22 protein-coding genes and 1 pseudogene are annotated in these 26800 nt (G+C 59.5%); 7 read left to right on the forward strand and 16 right to left on the reverse strand.

Features of this window, described 5'->3' with window-relative positions:
* Window positions 1-17: 17 nt before the first annotated feature.
* The 5 genes from PHW69_00285 (at window position 18) to PHW69_00305 (ending at window position 7980) form a co-directional block, all read left to right on the forward strand.
* Window positions 18-992: a PorV/PorQ family protein gene (locus tag PHW69_00285; GenBank protein ID MDD4003625.1), complete on the forward strand. Its 975-nt coding sequence runs from the start codon at window positions 18-20 to the stop codon at window positions 990-992.
* Window positions 993-1037: 45 nt separating this feature from the next.
* Window positions 1038-2930 (forward strand): sulfatase-like hydrolase/transferase, encoded by a 1893-nt coding sequence (locus PHW69_00290; protein MDD4003626.1) that lies wholly within the window; start codon window positions 1038-1040, stop codon window positions 2928-2930.
* A 167-nt stretch (window positions 2931-3097) separates the two neighbouring features.
* Window positions 3098-4351, forward strand: a complete 1254-nt coding sequence (locus PHW69_00295; protein MDD4003627.1) for a glycosyltransferase — start codon at window positions 3098-3100, stop codon at window positions 4349-4351.
* Window positions 4352-4502: 151 nt separating this feature from the next.
* Complete coding sequence (locus tag PHW69_00300) at window positions 4503-5975, forward strand: cupin domain-containing protein (protein MDD4003628.1); 1473 nt, start codon at window positions 4503-4505, stop codon at window positions 5973-5975.
* A 49-nt stretch (window positions 5976-6024) separates the two neighbouring features.
* Window positions 6025-7980: a hypothetical protein gene (locus PHW69_00305; protein ID MDD4003629.1), complete on the forward strand. Its 1956-nt coding sequence runs from the start codon at window positions 6025-6027 to the stop codon at window positions 7978-7980.
* A gap of 175 nt (window positions 7981-8155) precedes the next feature.
* Here the strand turns inward: PHW69_00305 and PHW69_00310 are convergent, their stop codons facing one another.
* From PHW69_00310 to PHW69_00385, 16 genes and pseudogenes are all read right to left on the reverse strand, one after another.
* Window positions 8156-9259 carry a hypothetical protein gene (locus PHW69_00310; protein MDD4003630.1) on the reverse strand — a complete coding sequence of 368 codons (1104 nt, stop codon included), beginning with the start codon at window positions 9257-9259 and terminating at the stop codon, window positions 8156-8158.
* 3 nt (window positions 9260-9262) lie between these two features.
* Complete coding sequence (locus tag PHW69_00315) at window positions 9263-10468, reverse strand: pyridoxal phosphate-dependent aminotransferase family protein (protein MDD4003631.1); 1206 nt, start codon at window positions 10466-10468, stop codon at window positions 9263-9265.
* 115 nt (window positions 10469-10583) lie between these two features.
* Window positions 10584-11057, reverse strand: a complete 474-nt coding sequence (locus PHW69_00320; GenBank protein MDD4003632.1) for an adenylyltransferase/cytidyltransferase family protein — start codon at window positions 11055-11057, stop codon at window positions 10584-10586.
* Window positions 11054-12442, reverse strand: coding sequence for an acetyl-CoA carboxylase biotin carboxylase subunit (gene accC, locus PHW69_00325; GenBank protein MDD4003633.1), 1389 nt, complete (start codon window positions 12440-12442; stop codon window positions 11054-11056). Before accC ends, PHW69_00320 begins: the two co-directional genes overlap by 4 nt.
* Before the next feature lie 17 nt (window positions 12443-12459).
* Window positions 12460-13743 (reverse strand): hypothetical protein, encoded by a 1284-nt coding sequence (locus tag PHW69_00330; GenBank protein ID MDD4003634.1) that lies wholly within the window; start codon window positions 13741-13743, stop codon window positions 12460-12462.
* 8 nt (window positions 13744-13751) lie between these two features.
* Window positions 13752-14129, reverse strand: coding sequence for a hypothetical protein (locus tag PHW69_00335; protein MDD4003635.1), 378 nt, complete (start codon window positions 14127-14129; stop codon window positions 13752-13754).
* 19 nt (window positions 14130-14148) lie between these two features.
* Window positions 14149-14565 carry a cytidine deaminase gene (locus tag PHW69_00340; protein MDD4003636.1) on the reverse strand — a complete coding sequence of 139 codons (417 nt, stop codon included), beginning with the start codon at window positions 14563-14565 and terminating at the stop codon, window positions 14149-14151.
* Between the two features lie 299 nt (window positions 14566-14864).
* Window positions 14865-15761: an S-methyl-5'-thioadenosine phosphorylase gene (gene mtnP, locus PHW69_00345; protein ID MDD4003637.1), complete on the reverse strand. Its 897-nt coding sequence runs from the start codon at window positions 15759-15761 to the stop codon at window positions 14865-14867.
* Between the two features lie 24 nt (window positions 15762-15785).
* Window positions 15786-17036, reverse strand: coding sequence for a serine hydroxymethyltransferase (locus tag PHW69_00350; protein MDD4003638.1), 1251 nt, complete (start codon window positions 17034-17036; stop codon window positions 15786-15788).
* 48 nt (window positions 17037-17084) lie between these two features.
* A pseudogene (locus tag PHW69_00355) lies at window positions 17085-17462 on the reverse strand (low molecular weight phosphatase family protein).
* Between the two features lie 54 nt (window positions 17463-17516).
* Window positions 17517-18134: an L-threonylcarbamoyladenylate synthase gene (locus PHW69_00360; GenBank protein MDD4003639.1), complete on the reverse strand. Its 618-nt coding sequence runs from the start codon at window positions 18132-18134 to the stop codon at window positions 17517-17519.
* Window positions 18115-18819, reverse strand: a complete 705-nt coding sequence (gene rsmI, locus PHW69_00365) for a 16S rRNA (cytidine(1402)-2'-O)-methyltransferase (GenBank protein ID MDD4003640.1) — start codon at window positions 18817-18819, stop codon at window positions 18115-18117. Before rsmI ends, PHW69_00360 begins: the two co-directional genes overlap by 20 nt.
* A complete protein-coding gene (locus tag PHW69_00370) occupies window positions 18807-19937 on the reverse strand; it encodes a GAF domain-containing protein (GenBank protein MDD4003641.1) in 1131 nt (376 codons plus the stop codon). The genes rsmI and PHW69_00370 overlap by 13 nt, the downstream gene beginning before the upstream one ends.
* A gap of 449 nt (window positions 19938-20386) precedes the next feature.
* Window positions 20387-22783, reverse strand: a complete 2397-nt coding sequence (locus PHW69_00375; protein MDD4003642.1) for a sodium-translocating pyrophosphatase — start codon at window positions 22781-22783, stop codon at window positions 20387-20389.
* A gap of 124 nt (window positions 22784-22907) precedes the next feature.
* Complete coding sequence (locus PHW69_00380) at window positions 22908-23891, reverse strand: inorganic phosphate transporter (protein MDD4003643.1); 984 nt, start codon at window positions 23889-23891, stop codon at window positions 22908-22910.
* A 1-nt stretch (window position 23892) separates the two neighbouring features.
* Window positions 23893-24519, reverse strand: coding sequence for a DUF47 family protein (locus PHW69_00385; protein MDD4003644.1), 627 nt, complete (start codon window positions 24517-24519; stop codon window positions 23893-23895).
* 218 nt (window positions 24520-24737) lie between these two features.
* Here PHW69_00385 and PHW69_00390 point away from each other — a divergent pair, with 218 nt between their 5' ends.
* Window positions 24738-25811 carry a deoxyhypusine synthase gene (locus tag PHW69_00390; GenBank protein ID MDD4003645.1) on the forward strand — a complete coding sequence of 358 codons (1074 nt, stop codon included), beginning with the start codon at window positions 24738-24740 and terminating at the stop codon, window positions 25809-25811.
* A gap of 25 nt (window positions 25812-25836) precedes the next feature.
* Entirely contained in the window at window positions 25837-26712 is an 876-nt protein-coding gene (locus PHW69_00395) for a hypothetical protein (GenBank protein MDD4003646.1), read from the forward strand.
* Window positions 26713-26800 lie beyond the last annotated feature (88 nt).

A 26800-nucleotide genomic window follows, 5' to 3' on the forward strand; every position in this document is an offset into this window, starting at 1 on the left:
GCACAAAGGAGAATGATATGAAATATAACCCTAATATTACCGCCGCCGGTCCGACACAGCGAATCCCGAAAACGCTCGGCGCGGTTTTGTGCGCGCTGGTTTTTTCATGCGGCGCGGCTTTTGCCGCAGGGGAAGGCACCAGCGCCGCCCAGTTTCTGAAAATAGGCGCGGGGTCGAAACCCGGCGCCATGGCCGACGCATACACCGCGCTCGCCGATGACGTGTACGCGCTGTATTATAATCCAGCGGGCATGGCGCGGATGGCGCGTCCGCAGTTCGCGGGCCAGCTGACGAACTATTTTCAGGACTCGGATTACGGGTTCCTGGGGTTCGCCTATCCGTTCAGGGACGGCAGCGGCGAAACGCGGCACAGCATCGGCGTTTCGATCTATAGCCTGAAAGTGAACAGCCTTGAGCGGCGCACCCAGGATACCGACAATTCGGCCGGCCTGTTTGACGCCAGCGACATGGCTTATTCGCTCAGCTATGCCTGCCGCGTGAGCAGGGGGCTGGGGCTGGGCGCGTCGGCCAAATACATCCGCGGGCAGATTGACGACGTGAAAGCCAGCGCGTTCGCCATGGATTTCGGCGCGCAGTATGTATTCGAGCGGCTGAGCCTGGGCGTTACGGTGCGCAACGCGGGCTCGAAAATGAAATACGGTTCGGAGGCTGATTTCCTGCCGCTGGGCGTGTTTTTCGGGCTTGGCTACCGCGCCGGCGACGCGCTCGCGCTGGCGCTGGAAACCTATAAATACCGCGACTATAAACTGTGCGGCGCGTTCGGCGCTGATTATACGCAGGAGCTGGTCAGATCGGCGTTGTGGGGTTCGCTGCGCGCGGGCTATACCACCCATAACACCGATTCGGACGGGTTTAATGGAGCCACTTTCGGCGCGGGGCTTAAATACTCCAAAACCGCGTTTGATTTCGCGTGGGTTCCGTTCGGCGATCTGGGCAACACGTTCAGGTATACGCTCTCCGTGCAGTTTTAAGCGCGCGGATCGGCCGGGAGCGATATCCGCGGGTTTCGCGTCACTGTGCATATTTTACTTTACCAGCTTGTTCTGACTTTGTTTTTCGCCCTGTTTTTCACCGCCGGGCGGCTGGCGTTTCTTTTTACTTTTGCAACGGGCCTGCCGCTGAACGCCGACTATCTGAACGCGTTGGTTGCAGGGCTGCGGTTTGATCTGGCCCTGTGCGCGCTGCCGTGCGGGCTGATCGCCGCGTTGCGGCTTTACGGCCGGGAAAGAACCGTTTCCGCCGTCGCGGCTGCGTTCGGCGCGGCGAGCGCGTTTTTTATTCTGGCCGAGTTTCCGTTTTACCGCGAATGCGGATCGCGCCTTAATCTCATGTTTTTCAAGTATATCGCCTGGCCGCATCAGCTGCTGACACAACTGGCCGGCACGATGTCGCTGCGGGTGGTGCTGCCGGTGGGCGCGCTGTTGTGGTTCGCGGGGAAATGGTCCGGCGAAGCGGCGCGCGCGCTTAAGCCGCGCGAAACTTCAAACCGCGCGCGTGCGCTGGCGTGGATCGCGGCGCTCGCTTTTGCGCTCGCCTGGGGCCGGCCCGCTTTTACGCCGCTTGAGCCGGCGGCGGCGTTTTTCTGTTCCGTCAATCTGCTTAATCAGGCGGCGCTGAACGGGCCGCACAATCTGGTTTTCAAGTCGGCGGAAAAGCTGCTGGGCGAGCAATACTCCAAAGCGCCGGACTCCGCAAGCGACGCCGCAACCGTTTCCTCCTATACCGGCCTGTGCGCCGGCGGGTTTGCGCCCGCCGTGGAACTGACCCGCGGCGCACAGCCGAATGTGGCGGTGATATTTCTTGAAAGCGTCTATACGGGGCATCTTCAGGCGGGCCTGATGCCGAATTTAAGCCGGCGCATTAAACAGGGTCTGTATTTCAGCGGCTATCATTCCAACGTTATCGGCACGATGCTGGGGCTTACGGCGGCGCTGTCGTCCTACGCGCCGCCTCCGCAGGATATTTATAACGCGACCGGGGTAACCGCGCCAACAGTGGCCCGGTATCTTGGCCGCGCCGGCTACGATTCGCTTTTTGTTTACGGAAAGGACGGCGTTTTTGAAAATATGGAGGGGTTCCTGCGCCGCAACGGGTTCAGCCGGTTTTATGATTATAAGGCGTACAGGGAGAGCGATCCGGTCTGGCGCGAGATTGACGACTCGCTTCTTTTTGATAAACTGGACGGATTTCTGCGGCAGGCCCGCCAGCCGTTTTTCGCGGCGGCGCTTACCTCCGCCAACCATGTGCCCTACCATGTGGCGGCCGGTTTCAGGGGCCGGCCCGGCGAGAGCGCCGTTTCCCGCGCGGTGCGGTTCACCGATTACGCGCTGGAGCGGTTTCTGGCGCGCGCGGAAAACAGTCCGTATTATAAAAACACCGTCTTTATCATAACAGCCGATCACGCTCCGCATTATCTGACGGGGTTTACCGAACGCGATTTCAATGTGCCGCTCCTGATTCTTTCCGCGCGGCTCAAGCGGACCGGGTCAGATGCGCGCATCTGTTCCGCTGTTGATCTGCCGCGCAGCATTCTTCGCATGTGCGGCGCGGACGAGCCCGCCGCGCCGTTTATCGGCGCCGGGCTGGAAGCCCGGGCACAGTATCCGGCGGCGTATGTGTCGAGCGTGTTCTATCACGGCGCGGTGACGCCGGAGGGGTTTTTCATGCGCGGCAACGACGAGGCGCGCGGGCCGGCTCTGCCGCTGTACGCCAAAGGCACGGCTCCGCTTAATTACGCTTCCGCGATGTTTCGCACCAGCGCGCGGCTTGCCGCCGCGAAGGATTCGCGCCTGCTGAAAAATTTTCTGCCCGGCTGCATGGCCGGGTTCCCGCGTCCGGCGGATAAAAACATCCCTGAAAACAGGCATGCGGCTCCTGAGTTCAAACCGCCAGCGCGACAAAAACCATAAAGCCTTCTGCGCAATAATAAGGAGGGCCGGGCACGTTTAATGGAAGCAGAGCCGGCCCGGCCGGCGGTTTTGCGCGGCCGGATTTACTATAATGCTGTATGGCAGACAGGTTCTTTCTGTCCGGCGCAAACCGGACTATTTTTTGCGGCGCGGGATAATCACCGGTTATGCTGACTCAACGTACTCCGATCTTAAGTCTTATCATACCCACTCTTAACGAAGCTGACAATATCGCCGAGCTGGTCCGGCGGGTGCATGCCGCGCTGCCGCTGATCGGACATGAAATTATTGTGGTGGACGACGCGTCACCCGACGGCACGGGCCGGATCGTGCGGAAGCTGTCCGAAACCGACCCGGCGGTCAGATTGCTGCTGCGTGAAACCGGGTTCGGGCTCAGTTCCGCCGTTATTGACGGTTTTAAAATCGCGCGCGGCAGATTTCTTGGCGTGATGGACGCCGATCTTTCGCATGACGCCGCCATTCTGCCGGAGCTGGTGCGGGGTGTGGAACTGGGCGCGCAGCTGGCGGTCGGCTCGCGCCGGGTGCCCGGCGGCGGCGCCGACAAATGGCCCTGGCACCGGAAACTTTATTCCAACGCGGCGACCTGGGCCGCCAGGCTGTGGCTGGGCACCGCGATCAGCGATCCTATGAGCGGCTATTTCATCGTCCGGCGGGAAGTGTTTGAGGAAATAGCCGGCTCGCTTAATCCCAAAGGCTACAAAATCCTGCTGGAAATCGCCACCCGCGCAGGCGTGTCGGCCGTGCTTGAAGTGCCGTTTGTTTTCAGGGACCGCAGGCAGGGGTACAGCAAGCTAAGCGGCCGGGTGGCTTCGCAGTATCTTGAAATGCTCTGGGATCTGCGGAAATACGCGGGTGTTTCATCCCGGCTGCGCCGCGCCTATTACAGCGGCCTGTATGCCCGGATCAAAGGCGCGCTCGCGCCCGGTTCGCTGCTGGACGTGGCGTGCGCCCGGCCGTTTGACGATTTCCCCGATCAGGCGTTTTTGATTCATGTAAACCGGCCGGACGCGCGCGGAACGGACACGGGGCAGGCGTCCGGTCCGTACCCGGCGGAGCGGGCGGAACTGGCGGAACTGCCGTTTGAGAGCGCGTCGTTTGACAATGTGATTGCGATAGACGCGTTTGCGCCTGTGAATAATGTTGCCGGCGCGCTTGCGGAAATACGGCGCGTGCTCAAACCGGGCGGTGTTTTTATCCTGGCCGAGCCGGACCGCGGCCTTGGCTGGAGGTTTTTAAGGCCAGTATGGACCGTGTTTTCCGGCAAAACACGCAAAGACGCGGGCTCGCTCCGTCACACAGCCGCCCTGTGGAGAGAACTGCTCGGCGCGCAGTTTGCCGTGCGGGCGGAGCGGCGGCACTGGCTGGCCGAACTGGTGTTTGTGTGCGTGAAGCCGGTCTGACCGCGCCGTTGCGCGGAGTTTCATTTACTAGCGCAAGGCTTTTCGCTATCATATTGCATATGGTCTGCGCCGGCGCGTCCGCGCGCCGGCGCAGGCGGGATTTTTGCGGCCGGTGCAGGGATTTTGGTTGAATGAACGGAGCGGGTTTGCTATGAATAAAAAAGCCTTGGATCTGAAGGTGGTTGTTTTGGCGGGCGGAGCCGCGCCGGGCCTGTGGCCTGAAAGCCGGGAGCTGCTGCCCTGGCAGTTTCAAAAGCCTGAATCCGGCGGCAGGATCACGGCGTATTCCCCGTTTGCGGCGGGTGATGATGCCGGCCCGCTTTCTCCGTTTGAAAAAACCGCCCGGTTCGCCGAGACGCTTGTGTCGCGCGATAGTATTCTTGTGCTCGCTGACAAGGAGCAGGTTTACGGCGCGGCTTTCCGGCAGCTGCGCGATTACAAGGTAATCTGCGAGCCGGACTACCGCGACACGGCGGTTTCGCTTGAGCTGGCCTGCATGTGGTCGCTTAACGAAAGCTACCGGTCGGCGCTGCTGGTTCTGCCGGCCGGGTTCGTCCCTGAAAACGAAAGCGTGTTCGAATTCAGCCTGCAGACCGCGCTTGACCGCGCGGCCCGCGGCGAGATAGCGGTTATCGGGTTCAGGCCCGACGCCAGCCGCGCGCATAAAGGGTATGTCGTGCGCAGCGGCGACGCGGAGGGTTCCTTTTTCAGCGCGGTATTCTCGGCCGAGCGGCCGGCGGGAAAAACCGAATACCACGCTTACGAAAAAGTGATGGTGTTCAAGCCGGAAGTGGTGCTTGAGGAGCTGAAACGCGAAATACCGGAACTGTACGCCGAGCTTAACAATATCGCCGGGGCGGATTTCTCGAAACACGGCATAAAAACGGTTTCACTGGAAAAGCATTACGGGAAGCTGTCCGCCCGATCGTTCGGGGCGGAAGTGCTGGGCAGGTCGGGTTCGCTGGTTTGCGTGCCGTGTCCGATGCGGTTTACCGCGTGCCTGGACTGGCCGTCAAGCTACGCGGCTCTGCCCAAAGACGGCAGCGGCAACAGTTTCCGCGGCCCGGTGGTGGATTGCGGCTCGCGCAACAGCCTTGTGCGGGCGAGCTGCCGCACGGTGGGAGTTGTGGGACTTGAGGACATGGCGGTTATCGAAACGGCTGACGCGGTGTTTGTGGCGCCGCTTGCGAAAGCCGGCGAGGCGGCTGCCATGGCCAACCGGTTCCGCGCGGGCAAAGACAAACTTTACCGCGAGCATAACCGCATAGAGCGCCCGTGGGGCGCGTTTACAATACTGCATCAGGCGCAGGGGTTCAAGGTCAAGCTGATCGAGGTGTTCCCGGGCGAGCGGTTGAGCCTTCAGTCGCACAGCCGCCGCGAGGAATTCTGGACCATTATAGCGGGTGAATGCGAAGTGACCTCCGGCGATTCTGTGGTTTCCAAAAAGCGCGGCGGCACGATGCATGTTCCGCGTGGCATGCGCCACGCGCTGAAGAACACCGGCACGGTGCCGGTGCAGATGATTGAAATCATGTCCGGCGATTATCTCGAGGAGGACGATACCGTCCGCTTCGCCGATCTGTACGGCCGCGAAGACGATATGAAAGGCGGAATGTTCAGTTGACGGCGCCGTTTTTTAAATCTCCTGCGCCCGCGGGCCGGATTTTTTCAATATGAATTCCGGGCCGGGCCGCGTTTTTTCTTCGTGCGTTCTGGCGGTTCTGTGTTCTGTTTTCTGTTTGTGCGTGGCGGCTTTTCTTGTCAATCTTGTTCCGTTTGATACCGACGTTTCGGTTCTGGCCGCGTCAAGCGCGGTCAAGCCGGAAGAATTCAGGCCGGAGCCGGCCGAACGGCTTGTTTATCTGATCGTTTTGTGCGCCGGGCCGGTTCTGCTTTATGCGTTCTACGCGCTGTGGCGCAGATATTTCGAGCGCGCGCCGCGTGATCCGCTTGCGGCGAAAATGCCGGGTCTGGCGGCCGGGCTTGGAATTTTCTGGACTGCCGCGGCGCTTTTAAGCAGTTACAGGCTGTCCCTGACCGGCGCGGCGAGCTGGGCCGCTGGCATCGCGCTGGCCTGCTGGGTGGCGTTGCCGCGCGCGCGGGCCGCGCGCGACGGGCTGGGCCGGATAGCCGTAGCGGCCGGGCGGATAATCGCGCCGCTGCTTGTGCTGGCGGTGTTCCTGCACGGGCTGTTCACGCCGGCCAATACGCGCGAAACGTTCTGCTGGACGATACATTTTCCCGCGGTGTTCCATTCGGTCTGGGAAGTTTTTAACGGGCGAGTCCTGCTGCATGATTTCGCCAATCAGTACGGGCTGTATCCGCATTTTCTCGCGCCGCTGTTTAAACTGACCGGCCTGTCGGTGCTGAAATTCACCGCGGTTATGTCGGGCCTGGCGGCCGGTTCCTATCTGCTGCTGTTCGCCGTTGTGCGCCGAGAGATCGCCGACAGGACAAGGCTGTACTGGTCGTTTGCGCTGGCGGTGTTTCTTCACTATTTCTGGGGCAAGCTGTCTTTTGACGAAGTGTATTTCCAGTATGTGCCTTTGCGGCTGCTGTTTCCGGCGCTGGGCCTGTGGCTGGCCCAGCGGTGGTGTTATGCTCCGGCCGCGCGCAACCATGCGTTTGCCACTGCGGTCTGCTGTGCGGGGATGCTGTGGAATATTGATTCGGGGCTGGTTGTTTTCTGCGCGTGGCTGCTTACGCTGGGGTTCGTGCGGTTTTCCTCGGATCAGCCGGCCCGCGCTCTGAAGCTGTTTGGCGCGGATATCGGTTTCTGCGCGTGCTCGCTGGGTCTGGTTTTTGCCGGGTATGCCGGAGCGATCAGGCTGGGTTATGGCGCATGGCCAGATTTTTCGAGGCTGTTTTCCTATCATTCTTTTTATTACGGGTCGGGTTATTATATGCTTCCGATGCGGGTGCTGGATTTATGGAATGTGCCCGCGCTGCTTTATGCCGGCGGGTTGATGCACTCGGTTGTCGTTCTGCGGCGCGATGCGCGCTACAGTCCGTCCGCGGCGGTTGTTTTCATGCTGTCGGTGCTGGGCGCGGGGCTGTTTTCGTATTATCAGGGCCGGTCGCATATCTACAATCTTTATTCGGTCTCCTGGCCCGCATGGCTGCTGGCGGGGATTTATCTGGACAGACTGCTGCGGCTCGCGCCGGAATTTCCCGGCGGCGCGGGCGCGCTTGAATGGGCGCGCGGCGCCGCGCTGGCCTGTTTTTTCAGCGTGGCGGGTTTATTGCTGGTTAACGCCGGCGTCATAGCGGCGGGCGCGGTTGAAAAACTGGCTTTTTCGGGTTATGACGGAACCGTGGTGTCGCAGGCCGGGTTTATCGGCGCGAATGCCGCGCCGGGCGAGAAAATACAGATTTTTTCCTACCGCCAGTCCGTGCTGGAACTGCTTTCGGGGCGGCGCAGCGCAAAGCGGTTTCCCGCGCTGGTGGAAACGGTGCGGCGGGCTGATTACGACGCGCTCGCCGACGCGCTCTGCTGTCCTGAAATCAGCGGCGTATTCATTGATCTGGAAACGGTAGGCTATGTGCCGGATAACGAGAAAATAGTCGCCCGGACGCGCCGGTGCCGCACGCTCAAAGCCTGCGACCGCGGATTATGCCTGTTTAAATAGACTTGACTGCTGCGCGCGGGTTGCCGCGATGTTTTTTCGCTGGGTAAAACTTCTGATTTTTAACTTTAATACCGCGCGGGCTTGCCGCGCGCAGGTTGATTTTGCCGCCGGCAAGAGTTGGCCGGATAGCCGGGGAAGAGCCTGAAAATGGTTAATGACCGCCGCTCAAAAGGCGTTATAAAGGACACTGATAGATACGGAACCGCTTGTAAAGCCTGCCGCCCACTTCTTCGATAATATTGATCATTTTGACATTGTCTTCCAGCACCCAGCCCAGATCGCCGCCGTCCCAGCCGAGTTTCGCGGCGGTGCGGATAGCTTCGCGCACCAGCAGCAGGTCCAGCCCCAGCATCCGGTATTCTTTTTTCACGCCGAGCGTTATGAGCCGGGAAAACGTAATGTGTTTTAACTGCCAAAGAAACGGAAGGAGGTTCAGGGGTGTGAGCGAGCCGCGGGTTTTGGCCAGCGCCTGATTGATGTCCGGGATAACCAGCCCCACGCCTGCGGGCACTCCGTTTACTTCCACTATGGTGCCGTGTTCGCCTTTTAAAATCGGTTTGAGGCTTTTGGCGTCGGCTTCCACGTCGCGCCGCGAAAGCGGAATAAAACCCCAGTTTTCGCTCCACGCGTCGTTGTAAATCTCACGCATGAGGCTCATTTCCTTGTCCAGCCGGCTTATGTCGAACGGGCGTATTTTAATATTCGGCTTGCGGTCTATCCGGGCCAGTATTTTTTCCAGTCGCGGCGACATGTCCTGCTTTGTGTAGCGGATAAATGAAACGACGTCTTTCACTTTTTCCAGCCCGCAGGATGCCATCAGCTCATGATAATAGGACGGGTTCCACGGCATCATGATGACCGGCGGCAGATCGTAACCTTCGCACAGCATTCCGCAGGTGTGGTTGGTGGACGGGTTCATCGGCCCGCGCATGGCACCCAATCCCCGCGTTCCAAGAAATTCTTTCACCGCGCCGATGAGCATGCCGGCCGTTTCCGGGTTGTTTTCGCATTCGAAGAACCCGAAGAAACCGCATCTGTCGTTGTGAAAAGTGTTGTGCAGGCGGTTGACCACCGCCGCGATCCTGCCCGCGCACACACCGTCGCGCAGCGCGATAAAAAGCTTCAGTTCGCCGTTTTCCGCAAACGGGTGGCCTGGCGAGAGCAGCGCGCGCGTTTCAGCCTTGAGTTCCGGCACCCACGGGGTGTTTTTATGCAGCCGGTAGGGAAGCTCTATGAATTCCGGCAGATGGTCTTCGCCGTCCGCCAGTTCAAGCGGCATAACCTACTTTACTTTGGCCGGCCGCGCGATGCCTATGACGGCGGCGCACTTGTCGAAAGCCGTCAGTATCCGGTCTATGTGCTCTTTGGTATGGGTCGCCATAAGCGAAACCCGGACCAGCGTGTCGGACGGCGGAACCGCCGGCGACACTACGGGGTTGGTGAAAATTCCCTCTTCCAGCAGCGCTTTCCAGAGCATGAAAACTTTCGTGTTGTCGCGCACCATGATCGGGATAATGGGGGTTTCGGAGTGGCCGGTGTCAAAACCCAGGTCGTCGAACCCGGTTTTCAGCCGCCGGGTCATGTCCCAGAGGTTTTTGCGGCGCTGCGGTTCCTGCTCGATTATGTCAAGCGCGGTGGAAATGGAGGCTACGCACGGGGCGGGCAGAGCCGCCGAAAACATCATGGAGCGGGCGTTGTGGCGGATATAGTCCATAATATCGCTTTTCCCCACGCAGAACCCGCCCACGGTGGCTAACGATTTGGAGCAGGTGCCCACCACGATATCCACTTCGTCCGGGTCAATGCCGAAATGCTCGGTGGTGCCGCGCCCGTTTTTGCCGAGCACGCCGGTGGCGTGCGCGTCGTCAATCATGATGCGCGCTTTGTGCTTTTTCGTCACTTCGAGGAGAGCGGGCAGGTCGCAGATGTCGCCTTCCATGCTGAACACGCCGTCCACTATGACCAATTTGCCCGCGCTGTCGGGTATGGCGGAAAGCACGCGGTCAAGGTCGGCGGCATCGTTGTGTTTAAAGCGTTTCATTTCCGCGCCGGACAGATTCACCCCGTCCAGAATGCTGGCATGGTCCAGCTTGTCAACAATGGCGAAATCGCCCTTGCCTACAAGCGCGCCGACCGTGCCGGTGTTCATCTGGTAGCCCGTGGCGTATATCAACCCGGCTTCTTTCTGCTTGAATTTGGCGATTTTTATTTCAAGATCTTCATGAAAATGAGTGTTGCCGTTTAAAAACCGGGAACCGGCGCAGCCGGTTCCGAATTCGTCAACCGCCGTTTTCACGGCCTGTTTCATGCGGGGATCGTTGGCCAGCCCCAGGTAATTGTTCGAGCCGGCCATCACCATCATCCTGCCAAGATACATTACTTCCGGCGCCTGCTCCGACTCAAGCGGAGCGAAATAAGGGTATACCCCTTTGCTGCGCATGAGCTCCACCGTCTTGAAATCTCTGCACTTCTGAAAAATATCTGACATGTCGTGTTCCTTCCATAGGAAAACTGCCGTTATTACATTCTATAAATAAAAGACCGGGTTTGACAATTGATATGCATTGCGCGCGCGTGCCGGCAGGCCGTCGCTCCCGCGCTTGTCAGGCGCGGCCGGCCAGCCGGTTTATTATGCGGCTGGTGGATTTCCCTTTAACGAGCCGGATCCGCGCCGTTTTGCCGGCGTATTCCCGGCCCGCGATCTGGTTATGCGCGTAATCGGCCCCTTTGGCCAGCACGTCCGGCCGGAGCGCGCGCAGGGGTTCGGCGGGAGTGTCCTCCCCGAAAATCACCACGCGGTCCACCGCTTCGAGCGCGGCCAGCACCAGCGCGCGGTCCCGCTCGCTGTTAACGGGGCGTGCCGGGCCTTTGAGCCGCCGGACAGAAGCGTCCGAATTGAGTCCGACTATCAATGAGTCCGCCGTTTTCCGGGCGCCTTCCAATATTCTTACATGACCCGGGTGCAGTATGTCGAAGCAGCCGTTGGTAAAAGCCACCGTTTTGCCTTTGCGCGCCTGCGCCCTGCGCCACGATACCGCCTGGCGCAGGGTGATTATTTTGGTTTTCGCGGGTGTCATGCAGGCACTTTAACCTTTGTTCCGGGTGTTTGCGCGGGCGCGGCGGAAAACATTTTTTCCACCAGTCCCGTATCGGCGCTGCCTTCTTTAAATTCAGGCCGGTCCAGCAGCTGAAGATGGAACGGAATGGTGGATTTCACGCCGCTGATATGGAATTCCGAAAGCGCGCGTCTGCCGCGGCTTATCGCGCCGGCGCGGTCCGGCGCGCTCACTATCAGCTTGGCGATCATGCTGTCGTAATAACTGGGGATTTCGTAGCCGGGGTAGATGCCGGTGTCAACCCTTACGCCCGGCCCGCCCGGCGCGATCCATTCGGAGATGGCCCCGGGCGCGGCGGCGAAATCTCTGCCGGGATCCTCGGCGTTGATGCGGAATTCGATCGCATGACACCGTATTTCCGCCGCGCGCTCCTGGGTAATGTGCAGTTTCTTGTTCTGGGCTATATCCAGCTGCAGCTGCACCAGGTCAACCCCGGAAACCGTTTCCGTAACCGGATGTTCCACCTGAAGCCGGGTGTTCACTTCCATGAAATAGAATTCGCCACGGCTGTCCATGAGGAACTCGACCGTGCCGACCCCGGTGTAGCCCGACGCCCTGATCAGCCGCTTTGCCGCCTGCATAAGGCCGGCCCGGATCGCCGGCGTGACCGCCGGCGCGGGCGATTCTTCCACCAGTTTCTGGTGCCGCCGCTGCACGCTGCAGTCGCGTTCCGGGAAAGCTATTATGCTGCCGTGGCTGTCCGCCGCGATCTGGATTTCGATGTGGCGCGGTTTTTCCACATACCGTTCAACGTAAACACCGTCGTCGCCGAACGCCGCTTTCGCTTCCGTGCGCGCCGTCTGAAGTGCTTTTTCGAATTCCGCCTCCGTGCGCGCTATTCTCATGCCTTTGCCGCCGCCGCCGGCCGAGGCTTTGATCATGACCGGAAACCCTACTTTTTTCGCTTCCTCCAGCGCGTTTTCATGCACATGCTCTTTTGTGCCCGGCACGATCGGCACCTTGTGTTCCACAGCCAGTTTCCGTGCCGCGGCTTTGTAGCCAAGCAGCGCGATCGTTTCAGGCGTGGGGCCTATGAACACCATGCCCGCGTCGGTCACGGCTTTTGAAAAGGCAGGGTTTTCGGAAAGGAACCCGTAACCGGGATGCACCGCGTCGGCGCCGGCCAGTTTGGCGGCGGCGACTACTGAGGGAATGTCCAGATAGCTTGACCGCGCCGGCGCGGCCCCTATGCAGACTGCTTCGTCCGCCTGGCGGACGTGCAATGCGCCCCGGTCGGCTTCCGAATAAACCGCCACGGACAGGATGTCGTTTTCCTTGAGCGCGCGGATTATCCGCAGGGCTATTTCTCCGCGATTTGCGACCAGCACTTTTTTAAACGGTATCATGCTCCAGCTCCTTGGGATTATTGTTCCATTCTGATTGCGCCCGCCCAAAGGTCCACGGAAAGCGTCCAGATGTTTTTTGGGGGGATAACTTTACCTTTCGAACCTTTGCCGGCGCCCAGTGCCAGCGTTACTTTATATACTCCGGGCGTTTCCGGCGCGGCGCGCCACTGCTCGGCCGGAGCGGTCAGATGCCCCGCCGAGCGGGCGATGTTATTCTTCTGTTCTTTCCAGATTTCCTCAAGAGTGAACGAGGAAGGGGTTTCCTTGTAATTCCGGCCGAAAGCGATGGCTTCTTTGGTCGCACGGCCGGCCAGTATGTCAAGAGTTCTCTGCGCCGGGCCGCGCTCCTGCGGTCCGGTGCATTGTTCCGCGGTTTCCCGGGCCATGGCAAGCAGTCCGGTTCGGTCAGCCGAACTGTCAAACGTCTGCGGGATCGCCAGCCTGGCAAGGCAGGCGATCGGAGTGGATATGTCGGGTATGGACAGGATTTTTTCAAAACGGTTTCTTGCGTCGTCACTGCGGCCCAGCTTGAGCTCGCTTGTGCCCAGATAATACAGGCAGGTGGCTGATTCCGAGGAGGAAAATCCGGCCGGGTATTCCTGCTTGAGCAATGCGTCGGTGCAGGTTTCTATTGCGTCCTTATGCAGGCCGGCCGAGAACTGCGCGCGGCATAACAGCGCGTTGGTGGCCGGATTGAACGGATCAAGCTTTCTCGCCGTTTTTGCCAGATGCAGCGCCTGCTCGGGCTGGTCGGCGGCGATAGCGGCTTCGGTGTTCGCCATCAGGTCGGGTATGTACGGTTTTACCCATTTGCCGTTTTCGCTTAAAAATGAAGTGTAGGCGTCTTCGCCGGTTTCCGTGCGGTATTTAACCACCGCGCCGGCATCTGTTCTTTTAAATACGGTTATGTCGCGCGCGGCGGCAGGGGTTGCCGATTGCAATGCGGCGAAGCGGGGCGCGGTGCAGTATTTTTTCGAGCCGCCCGACAGGCGCGCGTACGCTTTGAGGTAATTGCCGGAGCGCAGTGCCTCGAAATAGCCGTTTACCGCAGAATCCAGCTGGCGCTGCCGCAATGCCGGGCGCAGCAGCACGAAAGCCGCCAGACCCGTCAGCAGCGCGAAAAACAGCACGATGAACAGAAATTTAAGAGCCGCCGATTCCGGCTGGCCCGCCTGCGTGGAGCGCTGCTCCGCAGTCGCGGCTGCCGGCAGAGGCGCGCCGCAATATACGCAAAAACCGAGCGCAGCGGAATTCGTTTTGCCGCAACTGTCGCAGATGGCCGCTTCCGGGGGTTCTGGCATTTGGCTGGTCAGCTGGGTTCGATGAAATACAGCGGCTGCCCGTAATGGGCCGGCGCGCCGTCCTCCACGCAGACAATGCGGATTATCCCGTCAGTGTCGGCGAGAACGGGCTTTTCGGTGTTGAGCACTTCTATATAACCCAGGCTGTCGCCCCGGGAAATGCGCGCGCCTTCGCTGAAAACTGCGGTTTTGCCTTTTACGCTGCGCCGGTAGATGCCTACGCCCGGCGAGGAAATCGTGGTGTACGCGCAGGCCGGCAGTTCGGTGCGGGGAAGCGCTTCTTCTGTTCGCAGTTCAAAACCCGCCCGGCCTTTTTTGTAGATTAACTCCGCCAGATCGGTGGTTTTAAGCCAGCCGCTTATGTCGCTGAGGGTTTTTGTGTTCATGGGGTTGCTCCTGTAGTGGTTAAAGCCCCGCTTTTTTGGGGTCGAATGCGCGGGGCAGCAGATCGGCCAGCGTGAACCGCTGGAGCCGGTATTTGCCGGTTTCGTCATCCACGTTTGCCGTGGTGACGGGGGATGAGCCGGCCATAAATTCCATCATAACCTGGCGGCACGCGCCGCACGGGTTTGACACTTTTGCCGCTACGCAAAGGGCTTTGATCTTCGTTTCGCCCGCCGCTATCGCCGTGAATATCGCGGTCCGTTCGGCGCAGTTGCTCAGCCCGTAGGACGCGTTTTCCACATTGCAGCCGCTGTAGATTTTACCCGAACCGCCCAGCGCTGCCGCGCCCACCTTGTACTCCGAATACGGTGAATAGGAGTGCGCGCGCGCCGCTATGGCGGTTTCTATGAGCTGCTGTTCAATTTCGGGTGTAAACAATTGTTGTTCTCCATTTCCTGCCGGATATCCATATTCTAGTATATATCAATAGCAAAAACAAAAAGCGGCCGGAAATTCCGGCCGCTTTTTCGTTTTATAAATTCAGCTCACAAAAACCCGGCGCCGGCCGGCACGACATAATGATTGCCGGCATGGCACAGCTCAAGCAGGGGTATGGAGTGTGTAACCCTGCGCAAGCAGGGCAAACAAAATCTGGACCGAAAGACCCCCCCGGCTTGCCGGTAAAGCGTAATAACAACCGGCAGGCCAATGGCACAGCCGGGGGAGTTTCATTTGATTCAGGCCTGTAATTCGCCGAGAAACAGGGCCAGCCGTTTTTTTGCCGCCGCGGGTATCAGTTTCCGGTCGGTCGGGCTGGCGCCTTTAAGCGCCGCGCGGCAGGCGCAGCCGGTGTGCGTTTTCGCTATTTCCGGTATGGCGCGCGCCAGCAGTTTTCCGGCCTGTTCGGAGTTGCGCGACATGATCTCCAGCACTTTGCCGGCGGTCACCTGCTCGTTCTCTTTCCACACGTCGTAGTCGGTTACCATCGAAATCGGCGCGTAGCATAGCCCCGCCTCGCGCGCCAGTTTCGCTTCCGGGCAGGCTGTCATGCCGATAAGCGAATAACCCATCCGGCGGTGAAATTCGCTTTCCGCTTTCGTAGAAAAAGCCGGGCCTTCCATGCAGACCAGCGTGCCGCCCCGGCGGCACGCTATGCCGAGCGTTTCGGCCAGCGAATAGAGCCGGTCCGACAGGCTGTCGCAGAACGGGCGCGAGAAGTCAACGTGCGCCACAACGCCCCTGTCGAAAAAAGTGCCCGGCCGGCCGGCCGTGCGGTCAACCAGCTGGTCGGGAAACACGAAGCAGCCCGGCGCCAGTTCTTCTTTCAGCGAGCCGACGGCGCTTACGCTCAGCAGGGTTTTTACGCCCAGCGCTTTAAACGCCCAGATGTTTGCCCGCTGCGGCAGTTCCGACGGGTTGAGCAGGTGCCCCTGCCCGTGCCGGGGCAGAAAAGCCACCCGCGTTCCGTCCAGTTCGCCCAGCGTAAACGCGCCGGAAGGCGCGCCGAACGGGGTTTTAACGGTCACTTCGCGGCGCGCGCGCAGGCCGTCGAGCCGGTATATTCCGCTGCCCCCTATCACGCCTATTTCCGCGCGCGGCAGACCGCCTTTCGCGGGTTTCTTTTTTTCTGGCATGGTCGTTTTCGCTCCGGGCCGGGATTACAGCTCGTGGCCCTGGTAAAGGGGAAAGCGGGCGCACAGCTCTTCCACTTTCCGGGCCACTTTGGCCAGATAGGCGTCGTTATCGTGGTGTCCGAGCGCGTCGTCTATCAGCTCCGCCACTTCGCCCATCTCCGCCTCTTTCATGCCGCGGGTGGTGATGGCGGGCGTGCCGATGCGCACTCCGCTGGTCACCATGGGCGGCTGAGGATCGTAGGGGATGGTGTTTTTGTTGACGGTGATGCCGGCCTTGTCGAGCGCGATTTCCGCGTCTTTTCCGGTAAGATTCTTCGAGCGCAGATCCACGGAGCAGAGATGGCAGTCGGTTCCGCCGGACACGATCCTGTAGCCCCGGTCCACCAGCTCTTTCACCAGTGTTTTGGCGTTGGCCATGACCTGTTTCTGGTAGGTTTTGAATTCAGGCTTGAGCGCTTCGCCGAAACACACGGCCTTGCCCGCAATGACGTGCATCAGCGGCCCGCCCTGATTGCCGGGGAAGTTGGTGCGCGCCACGGCCTTTTTATGCTCTTCCCTGCACAGCACCAGCCCGCCGCGCGGCCCGCGCAGGGTTTTGTGGGTGGTGGTGGTCACGCAGTCGGCGTAGGGAACCGGCGAGGGATAAACGCCCGCCGCCACCAGCCCCGCGTAATGCGCTATGTCGCAGACCAGATACGCGCCCACGCTGTCGGCCATCTTTTTAAAGCGCGCCCAGTCGAAGATCCGCGAATAGTTCGACGCGCCCGCCATGATCAGTTTCGGGCGGTGCTGCTCTACCAGCTTCTCCGCTTCCTCGTAATCAATCGTTTCGGTGTCGCGGCTGACGTTCATCGCCACGATGTTGAAGTATTTGCCGGAAAAATTGAGCGGATGTCCGTGCGACAGGTGTCCGCCGTGCGACAGGTTGAGCCCCAGCACCGTGTCCCCCGGTTTGATGAGCGAAAGGTAGGCGCAGATATTAGCCTGCGTGCCGGAATGGGGCTGCACGTTGGCGTAGTCCGCCCCGAACAGTTTCTGCGCGCGCTCGATGGCCAGCGTTTCCACGATATCCACATATTCGCAGCCGCCGTAATAGCGTTTGCCGGGATAGCCTTCGGCGTATTTGTTGGTAAGCAGCGAGCCCTGCGCCTCGATAATCGCTTGGGAGGTGTAGTTCTCCGATGCGATGAGCTCCAGCTTGGTCTGCTGCCGGATAACTTCCTTGCGGATAGCGGAATATACTTCCGGATCCTGGGTTTTTACATGTTCGTACATTTTTTGATCTCCTTGCGGTAATTCTGTCAAAATCCTGTCAGCCGCGGTTTTTATCAGGCCCAGCGCGGCTTCATAGGCCGCCGGGCCCCGGCCGAACGGATCGGTTATCTCCAGTGTCAGGCCGAACAGTTCCGTTTTCCGCGCCGCCTGCGGAAACATTCGCGCCAAGTCCGTTTTATGGCGGGTTTCCATTACAAAAACGCGATCGGCTTTTGCAATGTCGCGCGCGGTCACTTTACGCGGCGTGTGCGCAAACCCGGCCAGTCCTGACCTGGCCAGCGCGGCAAACACTTCCTCCGGCACCTGCCCGCCGGGCCTGAGTCCGCGCGTCGCTACCTGCGCTCTGGCGCCGGCCCGCCGCGCCAGATACCGCCCCGCCATGACGCTGCGGCAGGTGTTGCCAGCGCATATTATGAGTATATTCATTTTTGCCGTCTTTTCAAATAACCGGCGACAGTAACCGGCGGATCCGCGCCCGGTTCACAGCGCGGCCAGAAAATCTTCCGCCGTGACGGCGCCTTGCCGCAGAAGCACCGGGGCAAGGCCGGTCAGATCGGCTACGGTGGATTCGGTTCCGTTCAATTGCCCGCCGGTCAGTATGATGTCAACCGCGCCGTCAAACCGGGCCAGCACGCCCGCTTCATCGGTCAGGGCGGGTGAGCCGGAGCTGTTCGCGCTCGTCTGAGCCAGCGGTTCGCCGATTGTCGCCAGCCAGCCGCGCAGCCGGCTGTGGCCCGGCACTCTCACACCTATGCCCGCCGCGCCGCGCGCAAAGGCGGCCCAGCCGGGTGCGGGCGGCAGTATCAGGGTCAGCCGGCCGGGCCAGAACCGCGCGGCCAGCTTTTCCGCCGGAGCCGTGAACTGTGCAATTTTGCGCGCCGTCACGACCGAGCCGGCAAACACCGGCAGCGGTTTGCCGGGCGGGCGGTTTTTGAGCGCGTAGATCCGGGCGACGCTTTCCGCGCGCAGCGCGTTTGCGCCGAGCCCGTACACCGTGTCGGTCGGGAAAACCGCGAGCGCGCCGTCCCGCACCAGCCTCGCCGCTTCGGCCAGCGCGTCCGGCCCGGCCGTGTCAATATTAAGGATCAGTGTTTTCATTGGTTTGCGTGTCCGCTTCCGCCGGCGCGCGCAGGATCAGGACTATTTCGCCTTTCACCCTGTCACGCCCGGTTATTTCCGCGGTTATCCGTGCCAGCGTGCCGCTCAGCCATTCTTCGTGTATTTTCGTGAGTTCGCGCGCCAGCACGGCTTGCGTGTCCGGCTCAATATTTTCGGACAGCAGGCGCAGCAGCCCGGCTATTTGGAAAGGCGATTCGTAGATAATTACCGGCTTTTCCAGCGCGAGCGCGTTTCTCACCGCCGTGACAGCCCGCGATTTGCGCTTGGGCAGGAACCCCAGAAACACAAACCCGCCGCCGCCCAGGCCCGCTCCCGCCAGCGCGGTCACCGCCGCGCAGGGACCGGGCATCGAAACTATCTTTATTCCTTCGCTGCGCGCCCGCGCCACCAGCTTCCAGCCGGGGTCGGAGATGCAGGGCGTGCCGGAGTCCGACACCAGTACCGCCACTTCGGTTTCGTGCAGCAGGCGCATGGCTTCGTCGAGCGATTTGCCGCTGTGTTCGTTATAGCGCAGCAGCCGCGCCTTGAGGCCGTAAGCGTCGGCCAGACGGCGCGTCATGCGGGTGTCTTCGCAGAAAATCAAACCCGCGGAACACAGAATATCAAGTGTTCTGCGGGTGATGTCGTCAAGATTGCCGATCGGGGTTGCCGCTATATACAGCATTGGCCCTGGGTGTCGCGCCATTCCTTTTCTTCGAGCGCGAGAAACACGTCCACTATCGCCGGATCGAACTGGGTGCCAGCGCCGTTGCGCAGCTCGGCGATCGCGGTTTCGCGGGGCAGGGCGCGGCGGTAGGGCCGGTCCGAAACCATCGCGTCCCACGCGTCTATGGCCGACACTATGCGCGAACCGAGCGGGATTTTTTCGCCCGCCAGCCCGGACGGATAGCCTTTGCCGTTGTACCATTCCTGATGGTGCAGGACCATGCGCGACACGTCGGCCAGGAATTCCACCGGCGAAATTATCTGGTATCCGATTTCGGGATGTTTTTTGATTTCCGCGTATTCCAGATCCGTCAGGCGGCCCGGTTTCAGCAGCACCGCCTCGCGGATGCCGATTTTGCCTATGTCGTGCAGCAGGGCCGCGTATTCGATTTTCTCTATCTCGTCCAGCTCCAGCTCAAGCGCCTGCGCTATGCTGCGCGCTTTAAGGCGCGCGCGGCTGCCGTGGTCGTGGGTATAGGAGTCTTTCGCGTCAATCACGCGCGTGAGCGTTTCCACCATGTCGAAATTAAAGTTCTTGAGGGTGTTGTACAGCCGCATGTTTTCGATTGTCATGGCGGCTTTCCCGGTCAGCACGGAAAGCAGTTTCAGATTATATTCGTTGAGGATATCCTCTTTGTTCGCGTCGTGCAGGTTAAGCACTCCGTAGATGTTGGTGCGGGTTTTTATCGGGATCGCCGCGAACGGTTCCTGCTGTTCAGGCGCGCCGATGAAACTGGCGTAATTGGGGTCGTTCGCCGGGTCAGTCACAACCACGCTCTCGCCCGACTGGTAAACCCGCCCGGCGATCCCTTCGCCGGATTTGAAATGCGCCGTTTCCAGCACCTGCCGCGTCAGGTTGCGCGAAGCGGTAAACTCCAGTTCCTGCGTTTTGCCGTTGAAGATCATCACGGAGCCGCGTTTCGCGCCGGTCAGGCCGCAGGCCTGGTTTAGCACCGACTGGCACAGATCGTTAAGCGAATGCGAGGTGGTATAGCCGGTGCTTATGTCGTGGATATGCATGAGGCTGGCAAGAAGACTGTCGAGTTTTATCCAGTTGGATGCGCTTTCGGGAAGCATATCGGAGTCCTTGTTTTACGCTTTGCGGCCCAAGAGGGACCGGGCCGCGCCTACATGAATTCTGTAGGGATTGTCTGCCTAGCTATCTGTAGGTTAGCATAATCCGCCGCTTTTCGACAATAGTATGTATATATTAGCGCTTGCGCTCGGTTTTTGACAGGAACTTTGTGATGGCGTCCATGTTTTGCTGAAATTTGCGCAGGCGCACAGGCCTGCCGCCGCGAGAAGGATAAAAAGGCGTTCCATACAGCTCATTCTGCGATATCTGTGATTGAAAACGAACCGCCCCGGCTTGCGCCGGGGCGGTTCGTTTTAAGCAAGCTGTAGGTTACCCCGGCAGCGGAGAGGCGCGTTTCATCCCGGCGCGCACGCGCCGGGTTTTTCCGAACGGATTTATAAAAACCCGCCCGGTTGAAACCGGACGGGTTTAAAAACCGGCAAAAGCGCGGTTATTCCTCCGTTTTGATCCGCATGTCGTAGAACGAGCGCCATACGAACGTCAGCGAAATTGCCAGAAACACCGCCGCGATGAAAAGGTTCGTCACGGGGTCAATCTCTATGGCGAATTCCACCGCCAGCAGGCCGAACAGCGTGGTGAACTTGATGATCGGGTTGAGCGCGACGGACGAGGTGTCCTTGAACGGATCGCCCACCGTGTCGCCCACCACCGTCGCGTCGTGCAGCGGGGTGCCTTTCATGTTCAGCTCGGTCTCAACGATTTTCTTGGCGTTGTCCCACGCGCCGCCCGCATCGGCCATGAAAATGGCCTGATACAGCCCGAAAATCGCTATCGAAATCAGATAGCCTATGAAGAAGTAGTGGTTCACGCACGCGAACGCCAGCGTGAAGAAAAACACCGCCACGAAGATGTTGAACATGCCTTTCTGCGCGTAACGGGTGCAGATTTCAACCACTTTCTTGCTGTCGGACACCGAGGCTTTCTCGGCCGATTCCAGCCTGATGTTCTTTTTGATGAACTCGACCGCGCGGTACGCGCCGGTCGTCACCGCCTGCATGCTCGCGCCGGAGAACCAGTAGATGATCGCGCCGCCCGTAATCAGGCCGAGCAGAAACACCGGGTTCACTATCGAAAGCCCGCTGATCATGTCCGACTCGCCGAATTTTTCGCCGAGCAGCTTGATGATCGAAAAGATCAGCGTCGTCGCGCCGACTACCGCCGTGCCGATCAGCACCGGCTTGGCGGTGGCCTTGAACGTGTTGCCCGCGCCGTCGTTTTCCTCAAGATGGCGTTTCGCGTTTTCAAAGTCCGGCGTGAAGCCGAAATCTTTTTTCAGCTCGTCCGCGATGCCGGGCAGGGCTTCGATCATGGACAGTTCGTAGACTGACTGCGCATTGTCCGTCACCGGGCCGTAGGAGTCCACCGCGATCGTCACCGGGCCCATGCCCAGAAACCCGAACGCCACAAGGCCGAACGCGAAAATGGCCGGCGCCGTCATGATCGCGTCAAGCCCGAAGGTGCTCATCGCCCACGCGCCCGCCATCAGCGCGACTATGGTAATGCCCATCCAGAACGCGCTGAAATTGCCGGCCACAAGGCCGGACAGGATATTAAGCGACGCGCCGCCTTCTTTCGATGCGCTGATAATCTCCCGCACATGGCCGGAATTGGTGGACGTGAACACTTTCACCAGTTCGGGAATAAGCGCGCCCGCGATGGTGCCGCAGGTGATGATCGTGGCCAGTTTCCACCACAGATCCGGCGAGCCGCCCAGTTCCGGCACGATCATTTTTGAAAGGATATAGGTCATCACGATCGAGATAATGGAAGTGATCCACACCAGCGACGTGAGCGGTTTTTCGAAGTCGAAGCGGTTGGCCTGGCCGTATTTCGCCGCCGCGACCGCGTTGTTGATCCAGTACGAAACCGCGCTGGTGACGATCATGCCGATGCGCATCACGAAAATCCAGACCAGCAGCTGCACCTGCACCGTGGGATCTTTCACCGCCAGCACGATGAAGGTGATCAGCGCCACGCCGGTAACGCCGTAAGTTTCAAAACCGTCGGCGGTGGGGCCGACAGAATCGCCGGCGTTGTCGCCCGTGCAGTCGGCAATCACGCCGGGGTTGCGGACATCGTCTTCCTTGATTTTGAAGACGATTTTCATAAGGTCGGAGCCGATGTCGGCTATTTTCGTGAAGATGCCGCCCGCTATTCTCAGCGCGGCCGCGCCGAGCGATTCTCCGATCGCGAACCCGATAAAGCACGGGCCCGCGTAATCTCCGGGAATGAACAGCAGGATGACAAGCATCATCACCAGCTCCACGCTGATGAGCAGCATGCCGATGCTCATGCCGGATTTAAGCGGAATATCCATTGTCGGGAACGGTTTGCCGCGCAGCGAGGCGAACGCCGTTCTGGAGTTGGCGTAGGTGTTGATGCGGATGCCGAACCACGCCACCGAGTAGCTGCCCAGAATGCCCACGATGCTGGAAATGATGATGATGCTCAACTGCAGCATCGTGAATTTGAGCATGAAGCCGAAATACACGACCATGACCACAGCGATGAATCCCCACAGGATGGCGATGAATTTGCCCTGGGTTATAAGGTATGTTTTGCAGGTTTCGTAAATCAGCTCCGAAATTTCGAGCATTGATTTGTGGACCGGCAGCAGGCGGATCTGGTTGAACTGCATCAGGCCGAACGCTATGCCCAGCAGACAGATTATTATGCCCACTACAAGCAGGCTGTGGCCGGACATGCCCACAAAGTCAACGGAACCGAGATCCGGGATTTTAATACTGGCTTCGCTGGCGAACGCATTTCCGCCCAGCAGCGCGGCAGCCGCAAAGGCCGCGGAGAACAGCTTTGTAAGACGCTTCATTCATCCTCCTGTGGATATTCAGGCGGGTCCGTCGCGCAGACCAGCCGCCTAAATGCTACTTAATTTGCGCGCGCAAGTCCACGGGCGGAAGAAAAGGCTCCTGCCCGGAAAAACCCGCGTCCCGCTATATTTTCACCAGCCAGTAAGTGGCCGCCGAAATGCCGGCCGCGGCGGGTATCGTAAGCACCCAGGCCCAAACGATCTGGCCCGCCACGCCCCATTTGACCGCGCTGAACCGCCTGATCGAGCCTATGCCCATGATCGAGCCGGTGATGGTATGCGTGGTGCTTACGGGAATGCCGCCCGCCGACGCCACGAACAGCGTTATCGCCGCTCCGGCCTCCGCGCAAAACCCTTCGACCGGTTTGAGCTTGGTAACCTTCTGGCCCATTGTTTTGACTATCCGCCAGCCGCCGCACATGGTGCCCAGCGCGATCGCGCCCTGGCAGGCAAGCACCACCCACAGCGGAATGTAGAAGTGGGTGCCCAGCAGACCGGACGAAAAAAGCAGGCCGGCAATGATGCCCATCGTTTTCTGCGCGTCGTTGCCGCCGTGGCCGAGGCTGTAGGCCGCCGCGGAAAGCAGCTGGCCCTTGCGGAACAGATGATCCACTTTTGACGGCGAGGAGTGCTGGAACAGCCTGAACACCACCACGCCAAAACCCAGGCCCAGCGCCAGGCCCAGTATGGGCGAGATGACCATGAACAGCAGCGTTTTTTCTATGCCGGACCAAACCAGCGCGCCCGAGCCGGATTTTACCAGCGCCGCGCCTATCAGCCCGCCCATCAGCGCGTGCGACGAACTGGTCGGCAGCGCCAGATACCATGTTATGAGGTTCCACAGGCACGCGCCGGAAAGCGTGGCCAGTATGATCCGCTGGTCCATGATGGCGATGTCTATGATCCCCTTGCCTATGGTGCCGGCGACATGCGTGCCGAAAAACAGGAACGCTATGAAGTTGAAAAACGCGGCCCACATGACCGCGTGGCGGGGCGAAAGCACCCGCGTGGACACTACCGTGGCGATGGAGTTGGCGGCGTCATGAAACCCGTTCAGGAAATCAAACGCCAGCGCCAGCAGGATAAGCAGAACGAGCGCGATCGTCATGTCAGCTCTGTTTGACCACGATGGCTTCTATCGTCTTGGCGACGTGCTCGCATTTGTCCAGCACCACTTCCGCCGACTGGTAAATGCCTTTCCATTTGATCACCATGATAGGGTCTTTCTCGGTGTCGAACAGCTTGCCGAGCGCGTTGTCGCGCAGCTGGTCGCCGACGTTTTCCAGCCGGTTGATGTCTATGCAGTAATCCAGTATCCGGCGCGACCGCTCGAAATCGCGCAGGCCGTTGACGGCCTTGGCCAGAATGGCGACCGCTTCTTCGATCACGTCGGCGAACCGCTTGATCTCGTCGTCTGCTTTGGCGAGCTTGTAAAGTTTCATGCGCGAGGAGATGGAATTGATGAAATCCACGATATCGTCCAGCTCGTGGGCAAGCGCGTAGATGTCTTCCCGGTCGAGCGGGGTGATGAAGGTGCGGTTGAGCATGTCGGTGATTTCGTGGCAGAGCGTGTCGCCTTCGCTTTCCAGATCGTTCATTTTCTTGACGGAAGCGTCGTCAAATACTCCGTTGACGGCTATTTCGCGGAAATACTTCGACACCGTGATGGCGTTTTCAGCCTGCTGGTCCAGCAGGTCAAAGAATTTCACTTCCTTGGGAATCAATGAGAATGCCATGCTCACCTCGCTGTGATTGGTTGGTTTGGCGGGAACCGGCGGTCCGGCGCGGCAGCGCGCGGAAAACATGTTCCCGTCTATATTTTAGCACAATAAAACCGCGCGCGCAGGATCGCGGGAACCGGGCGCGAAAATCAGTGTAAAGCGCGCCGTATTTTCGTATAATATCAGACAGTCCGCATAATGAAGCCGGAAGCTGAAATTCAGGAGATTATATAATGGCAACCCCCAAAAAATCCGATCTGCTCAAAGACGTGATCAAACATATTGATATCAAAAAACATAACGTCGTCCCGCTGGTGGAAGCCATGAATGAGATGGCTTTTTCCGCGCGCGATCTGGCCCGCGCCGCCCGGATTTACGACATGATGCTCAAAGACAAAGGCTCGTCCGTCATTTTATGCCTCGCGGGTTCGCTGTTTTCCGCGGGCCTGAAACAGATCGTGGTTGACATGATCAACAACAACATGGTGGACGCGATCGTTTCGACCGGAGCAAATATCGTTGATCAGGATTTCTTTGAAGGGCTCGGCTTCAAGCATTATAAAGGCCAGTCCCGGGGGCTGGATGACCAGTGGCTGCGAAAGCTTGAAATTGACCGCATCTACGACACCTTTATTGACGAAGAAGAACTGCGCGTGTGCGACGAAACCATGCACCAGATCTCCAACGGCCTCGAGCACCGCCCCTATTCCTCCCGCGAAATAATCAGGGAGATGGGCCGTTATCTGGACCGGCACGGCAAGGAGAAAAACTGCGTGGTTCTCGCGGCCTACAAAAAAGGCGTGCCTGTTTTCGTGCCCGCGTTTTCCGACTGTTCCGCGGGATTTGGCGTGGTGCTGCACCAGTGGAAGAACGGCAAAAGCCACATGTCCATAGATTCCGCCAAGGATTTTCTTGAGCTTACGCTGCTTAAAATCAAGGCCGGCGAAACGGGCCTGCTGATGATCGGCGGCGGCGTGCCGAAGAATTTCGCGCAGGACACCGTAGTCTGCGCCGACGTGCTGGGCGCGGAGGTTCCGATGCACAAATACGCGGTGCAGGTTACCGTGGCCGACGAGCGCGACGGCGCGCTGTCCGGCTCCACGCTCAAGGAAGCCTGTTCCTGGGGCAAGGTGGACACCGTGCATGAGCAGATGGTTTATTCCGAAGCCACTCTCGCCATGCCGCTTATCGTGGGTTACGCTTACCACAAGAAAGGCTGGAAGGCCCGCAAACCGCGCAATTTTTCCGGGTATCTTGACAGGGAAGACGCCAGAACCCGCGGTGTGGCGCTGAAAAAAAGCCGGTAATTCCGTTTATAAAAGGAGAACGACAGTGAAAAAATTGATCGCATTTGTTTCATTGCTGGCGCTGCCGGCGGGCGCTTTCGCGTATTTCAACGGCGGCGCGTCGGCGGTGACGGGGTCGGACGATTACCAGAGCTACCGGTTCTTCGGGGAACTGGGCACCGGGGGCGGGCTTTCGCTCCGTCCCACGATAGACACGTTCAAGGACAAATATGTGTCCGACACGATGCTCAACTACGGCCTGCGCGCCGGGCTGGACAAAGACACTTACGGCGTGGGTTTGAAAGGCTCTCTGGTGCCGGAAAAGAACGGTTATGAACGCACCGGCCTGGCGGCCGACGTGACTTTTTCGCTCACCCCGTCCAACTCCGACAGCGGCCGGCTGGCCGGACCCCGGTCGGGAGGGGCAGGCGCGAAATCCGCCAAAGGCGTGACCCGGATAGACGTGGGCGGCTCGCTTTCCTATTACCGGCACAAATTCAGCGGGACGGGCGTGTCCTACGAAAATAACGAAACCGACATGTCCCTGTTCGCGGGAGCGCAGATTCTGGGCACCGTGCTCAGCGGCACTTACCTGAAAAACCTCGGCTACAGCAAGGATATTGACGCGGCCTGCCAGCCTTATATGGACGAGGAGCCCGGGCTGATGACTTTCGAGCGCGGCTATATTGACCAGAGCTGGAACGTGCGGCTGGACTGGGGAATGCTGCCGGTCGTGACGCCGTATCTTTCCTATACTTACACGAAATACAAAAACACTTTCGACAGTTCCAAAACCTATCTGCTGGGCGCGTCCACAAGCCTTAATATGGTCAATATCTACGCCAATTACCAGATATTCGATCCGGGTTCGTCGGGCGATAACCGCACCGCGATGTCTTTGGGCGCCGGCCTGGCGTTCTGATCCGGTTCAGACCTTTCCTCCGGGGGGGCAGGGCCCGGAGGATACCGGCCCCGTCGCGCCGCCGGGTCGTGATTCCCGGCGTTCCGTT

The sequence above is a fragment of the Elusimicrobiaceae bacterium genome (genome assembly GCA_028700325.1).
Taxonomy (GTDB): Bacteria; Elusimicrobiota; Elusimicrobia; order Elusimicrobiales; family Elusimicrobiaceae; genus JAQVSV01.

Coding starts and splice junctions, on each gene's coding strand:
- PHW69_00285 (MDD4003625.1), top strand. CDS start 18: ATGAAATATAACCCTAATATTACCGCCGCCGGTCCGACACAGCGAATC.
- PHW69_00295 (MDD4003627.1), top strand. CDS start 3,098: ATGCTGACTCAACGTACTCCGATCTTAAGTCTTATCATACCCACTCTT.
- PHW69_00300 (MDD4003628.1), top strand. CDS start 4,503: ATGAATAAAAAAGCCTTGGATCTGAAGGTGGTTGTTTTGGCGGGCGGA.
- PHW69_00305 (MDD4003629.1), top strand. CDS start 6,025: ATGAATTCCGGGCCGGGCCGCGTTTTTTCTTCGTGCGTTCTGGCGGTT.
- PHW69_00310 (MDD4003630.1), bottom strand. CDS start 9,259: ATGCCGCTTGAACTGGCGGACGGCGAAGACCATCTGCCGGAATTCATA.
- PHW69_00315 (MDD4003631.1), bottom strand. CDS start 10,468: ATGTCAGATATTTTTCAGAAGTGCAGAGATTTCAAGACGGTGGAGCTC.
- PHW69_00320 (MDD4003632.1), bottom strand. CDS start 11,057: ATGACACCCGCGAAAACCAAAATAATCACCCTGCGCCAGGCGGTATCG.
- accC (MDD4003633.1), bottom strand. CDS start 12,442: ATGATACCGTTTAAAAAAGTGCTGGTCGCAAATCGCGGAGAAATAGCC.
- PHW69_00330 (MDD4003634.1), bottom strand. CDS start 13,743: ATGCCAGAACCCCCGGAAGCGGCCATCTGCGACAGTTGCGGCAAAACG.
- PHW69_00335 (MDD4003635.1), bottom strand. CDS start 14,129: ATGAACACAAAAACCCTCAGCGACATAAGCGGCTGGCTTAAAACCACC.
- mtnP (MDD4003637.1), bottom strand. CDS start 15,761: ATGCCAGAAAAAAAGAAACCCGCGAAAGGCGGTCTGCCGCGCGCGGAA.
- PHW69_00350 (MDD4003638.1), bottom strand. CDS start 17,036: ATGTACGAACATGTAAAAACCCAGGATCCGGAAGTATATTCCGCTATC.
- PHW69_00360 (MDD4003639.1), bottom strand. CDS start 18,134: ATGAAAACACTGATCCTTAATATTGACACGGCCGGGCCGGACGCGCTG.
- rsmI (MDD4003640.1), bottom strand. CDS start 18,819: ATGCTGTATATAGCGGCAACCCCGATCGGCAATCTTGACGACATCACC.
- PHW69_00370 (MDD4003641.1), bottom strand. CDS start 19,937: ATGCTTCCCGAAAGCGCATCCAACTGGATAAAACTCGACAGTCTTCTT.
- PHW69_00375 (MDD4003642.1), bottom strand. CDS start 22,783: ATGAAGCGTCTTACAAAGCTGTTCTCCGCGGCCTTTGCGGCTGCCGCG.
- PHW69_00380 (MDD4003643.1), bottom strand. CDS start 23,891: ATGACGATCGCGCTCGTTCTGCTTATCCTGCTGGCGCTGGCGTTTGAT.
- PHW69_00385 (MDD4003644.1), bottom strand. CDS start 24,519: ATGGCATTCTCATTGATTCCCAAGGAAGTGAAATTCTTTGACCTGCTG.
- PHW69_00390 (MDD4003645.1), top strand. CDS start 24,738: ATGGCAACCCCCAAAAAATCCGATCTGCTCAAAGACGTGATCAAACAT.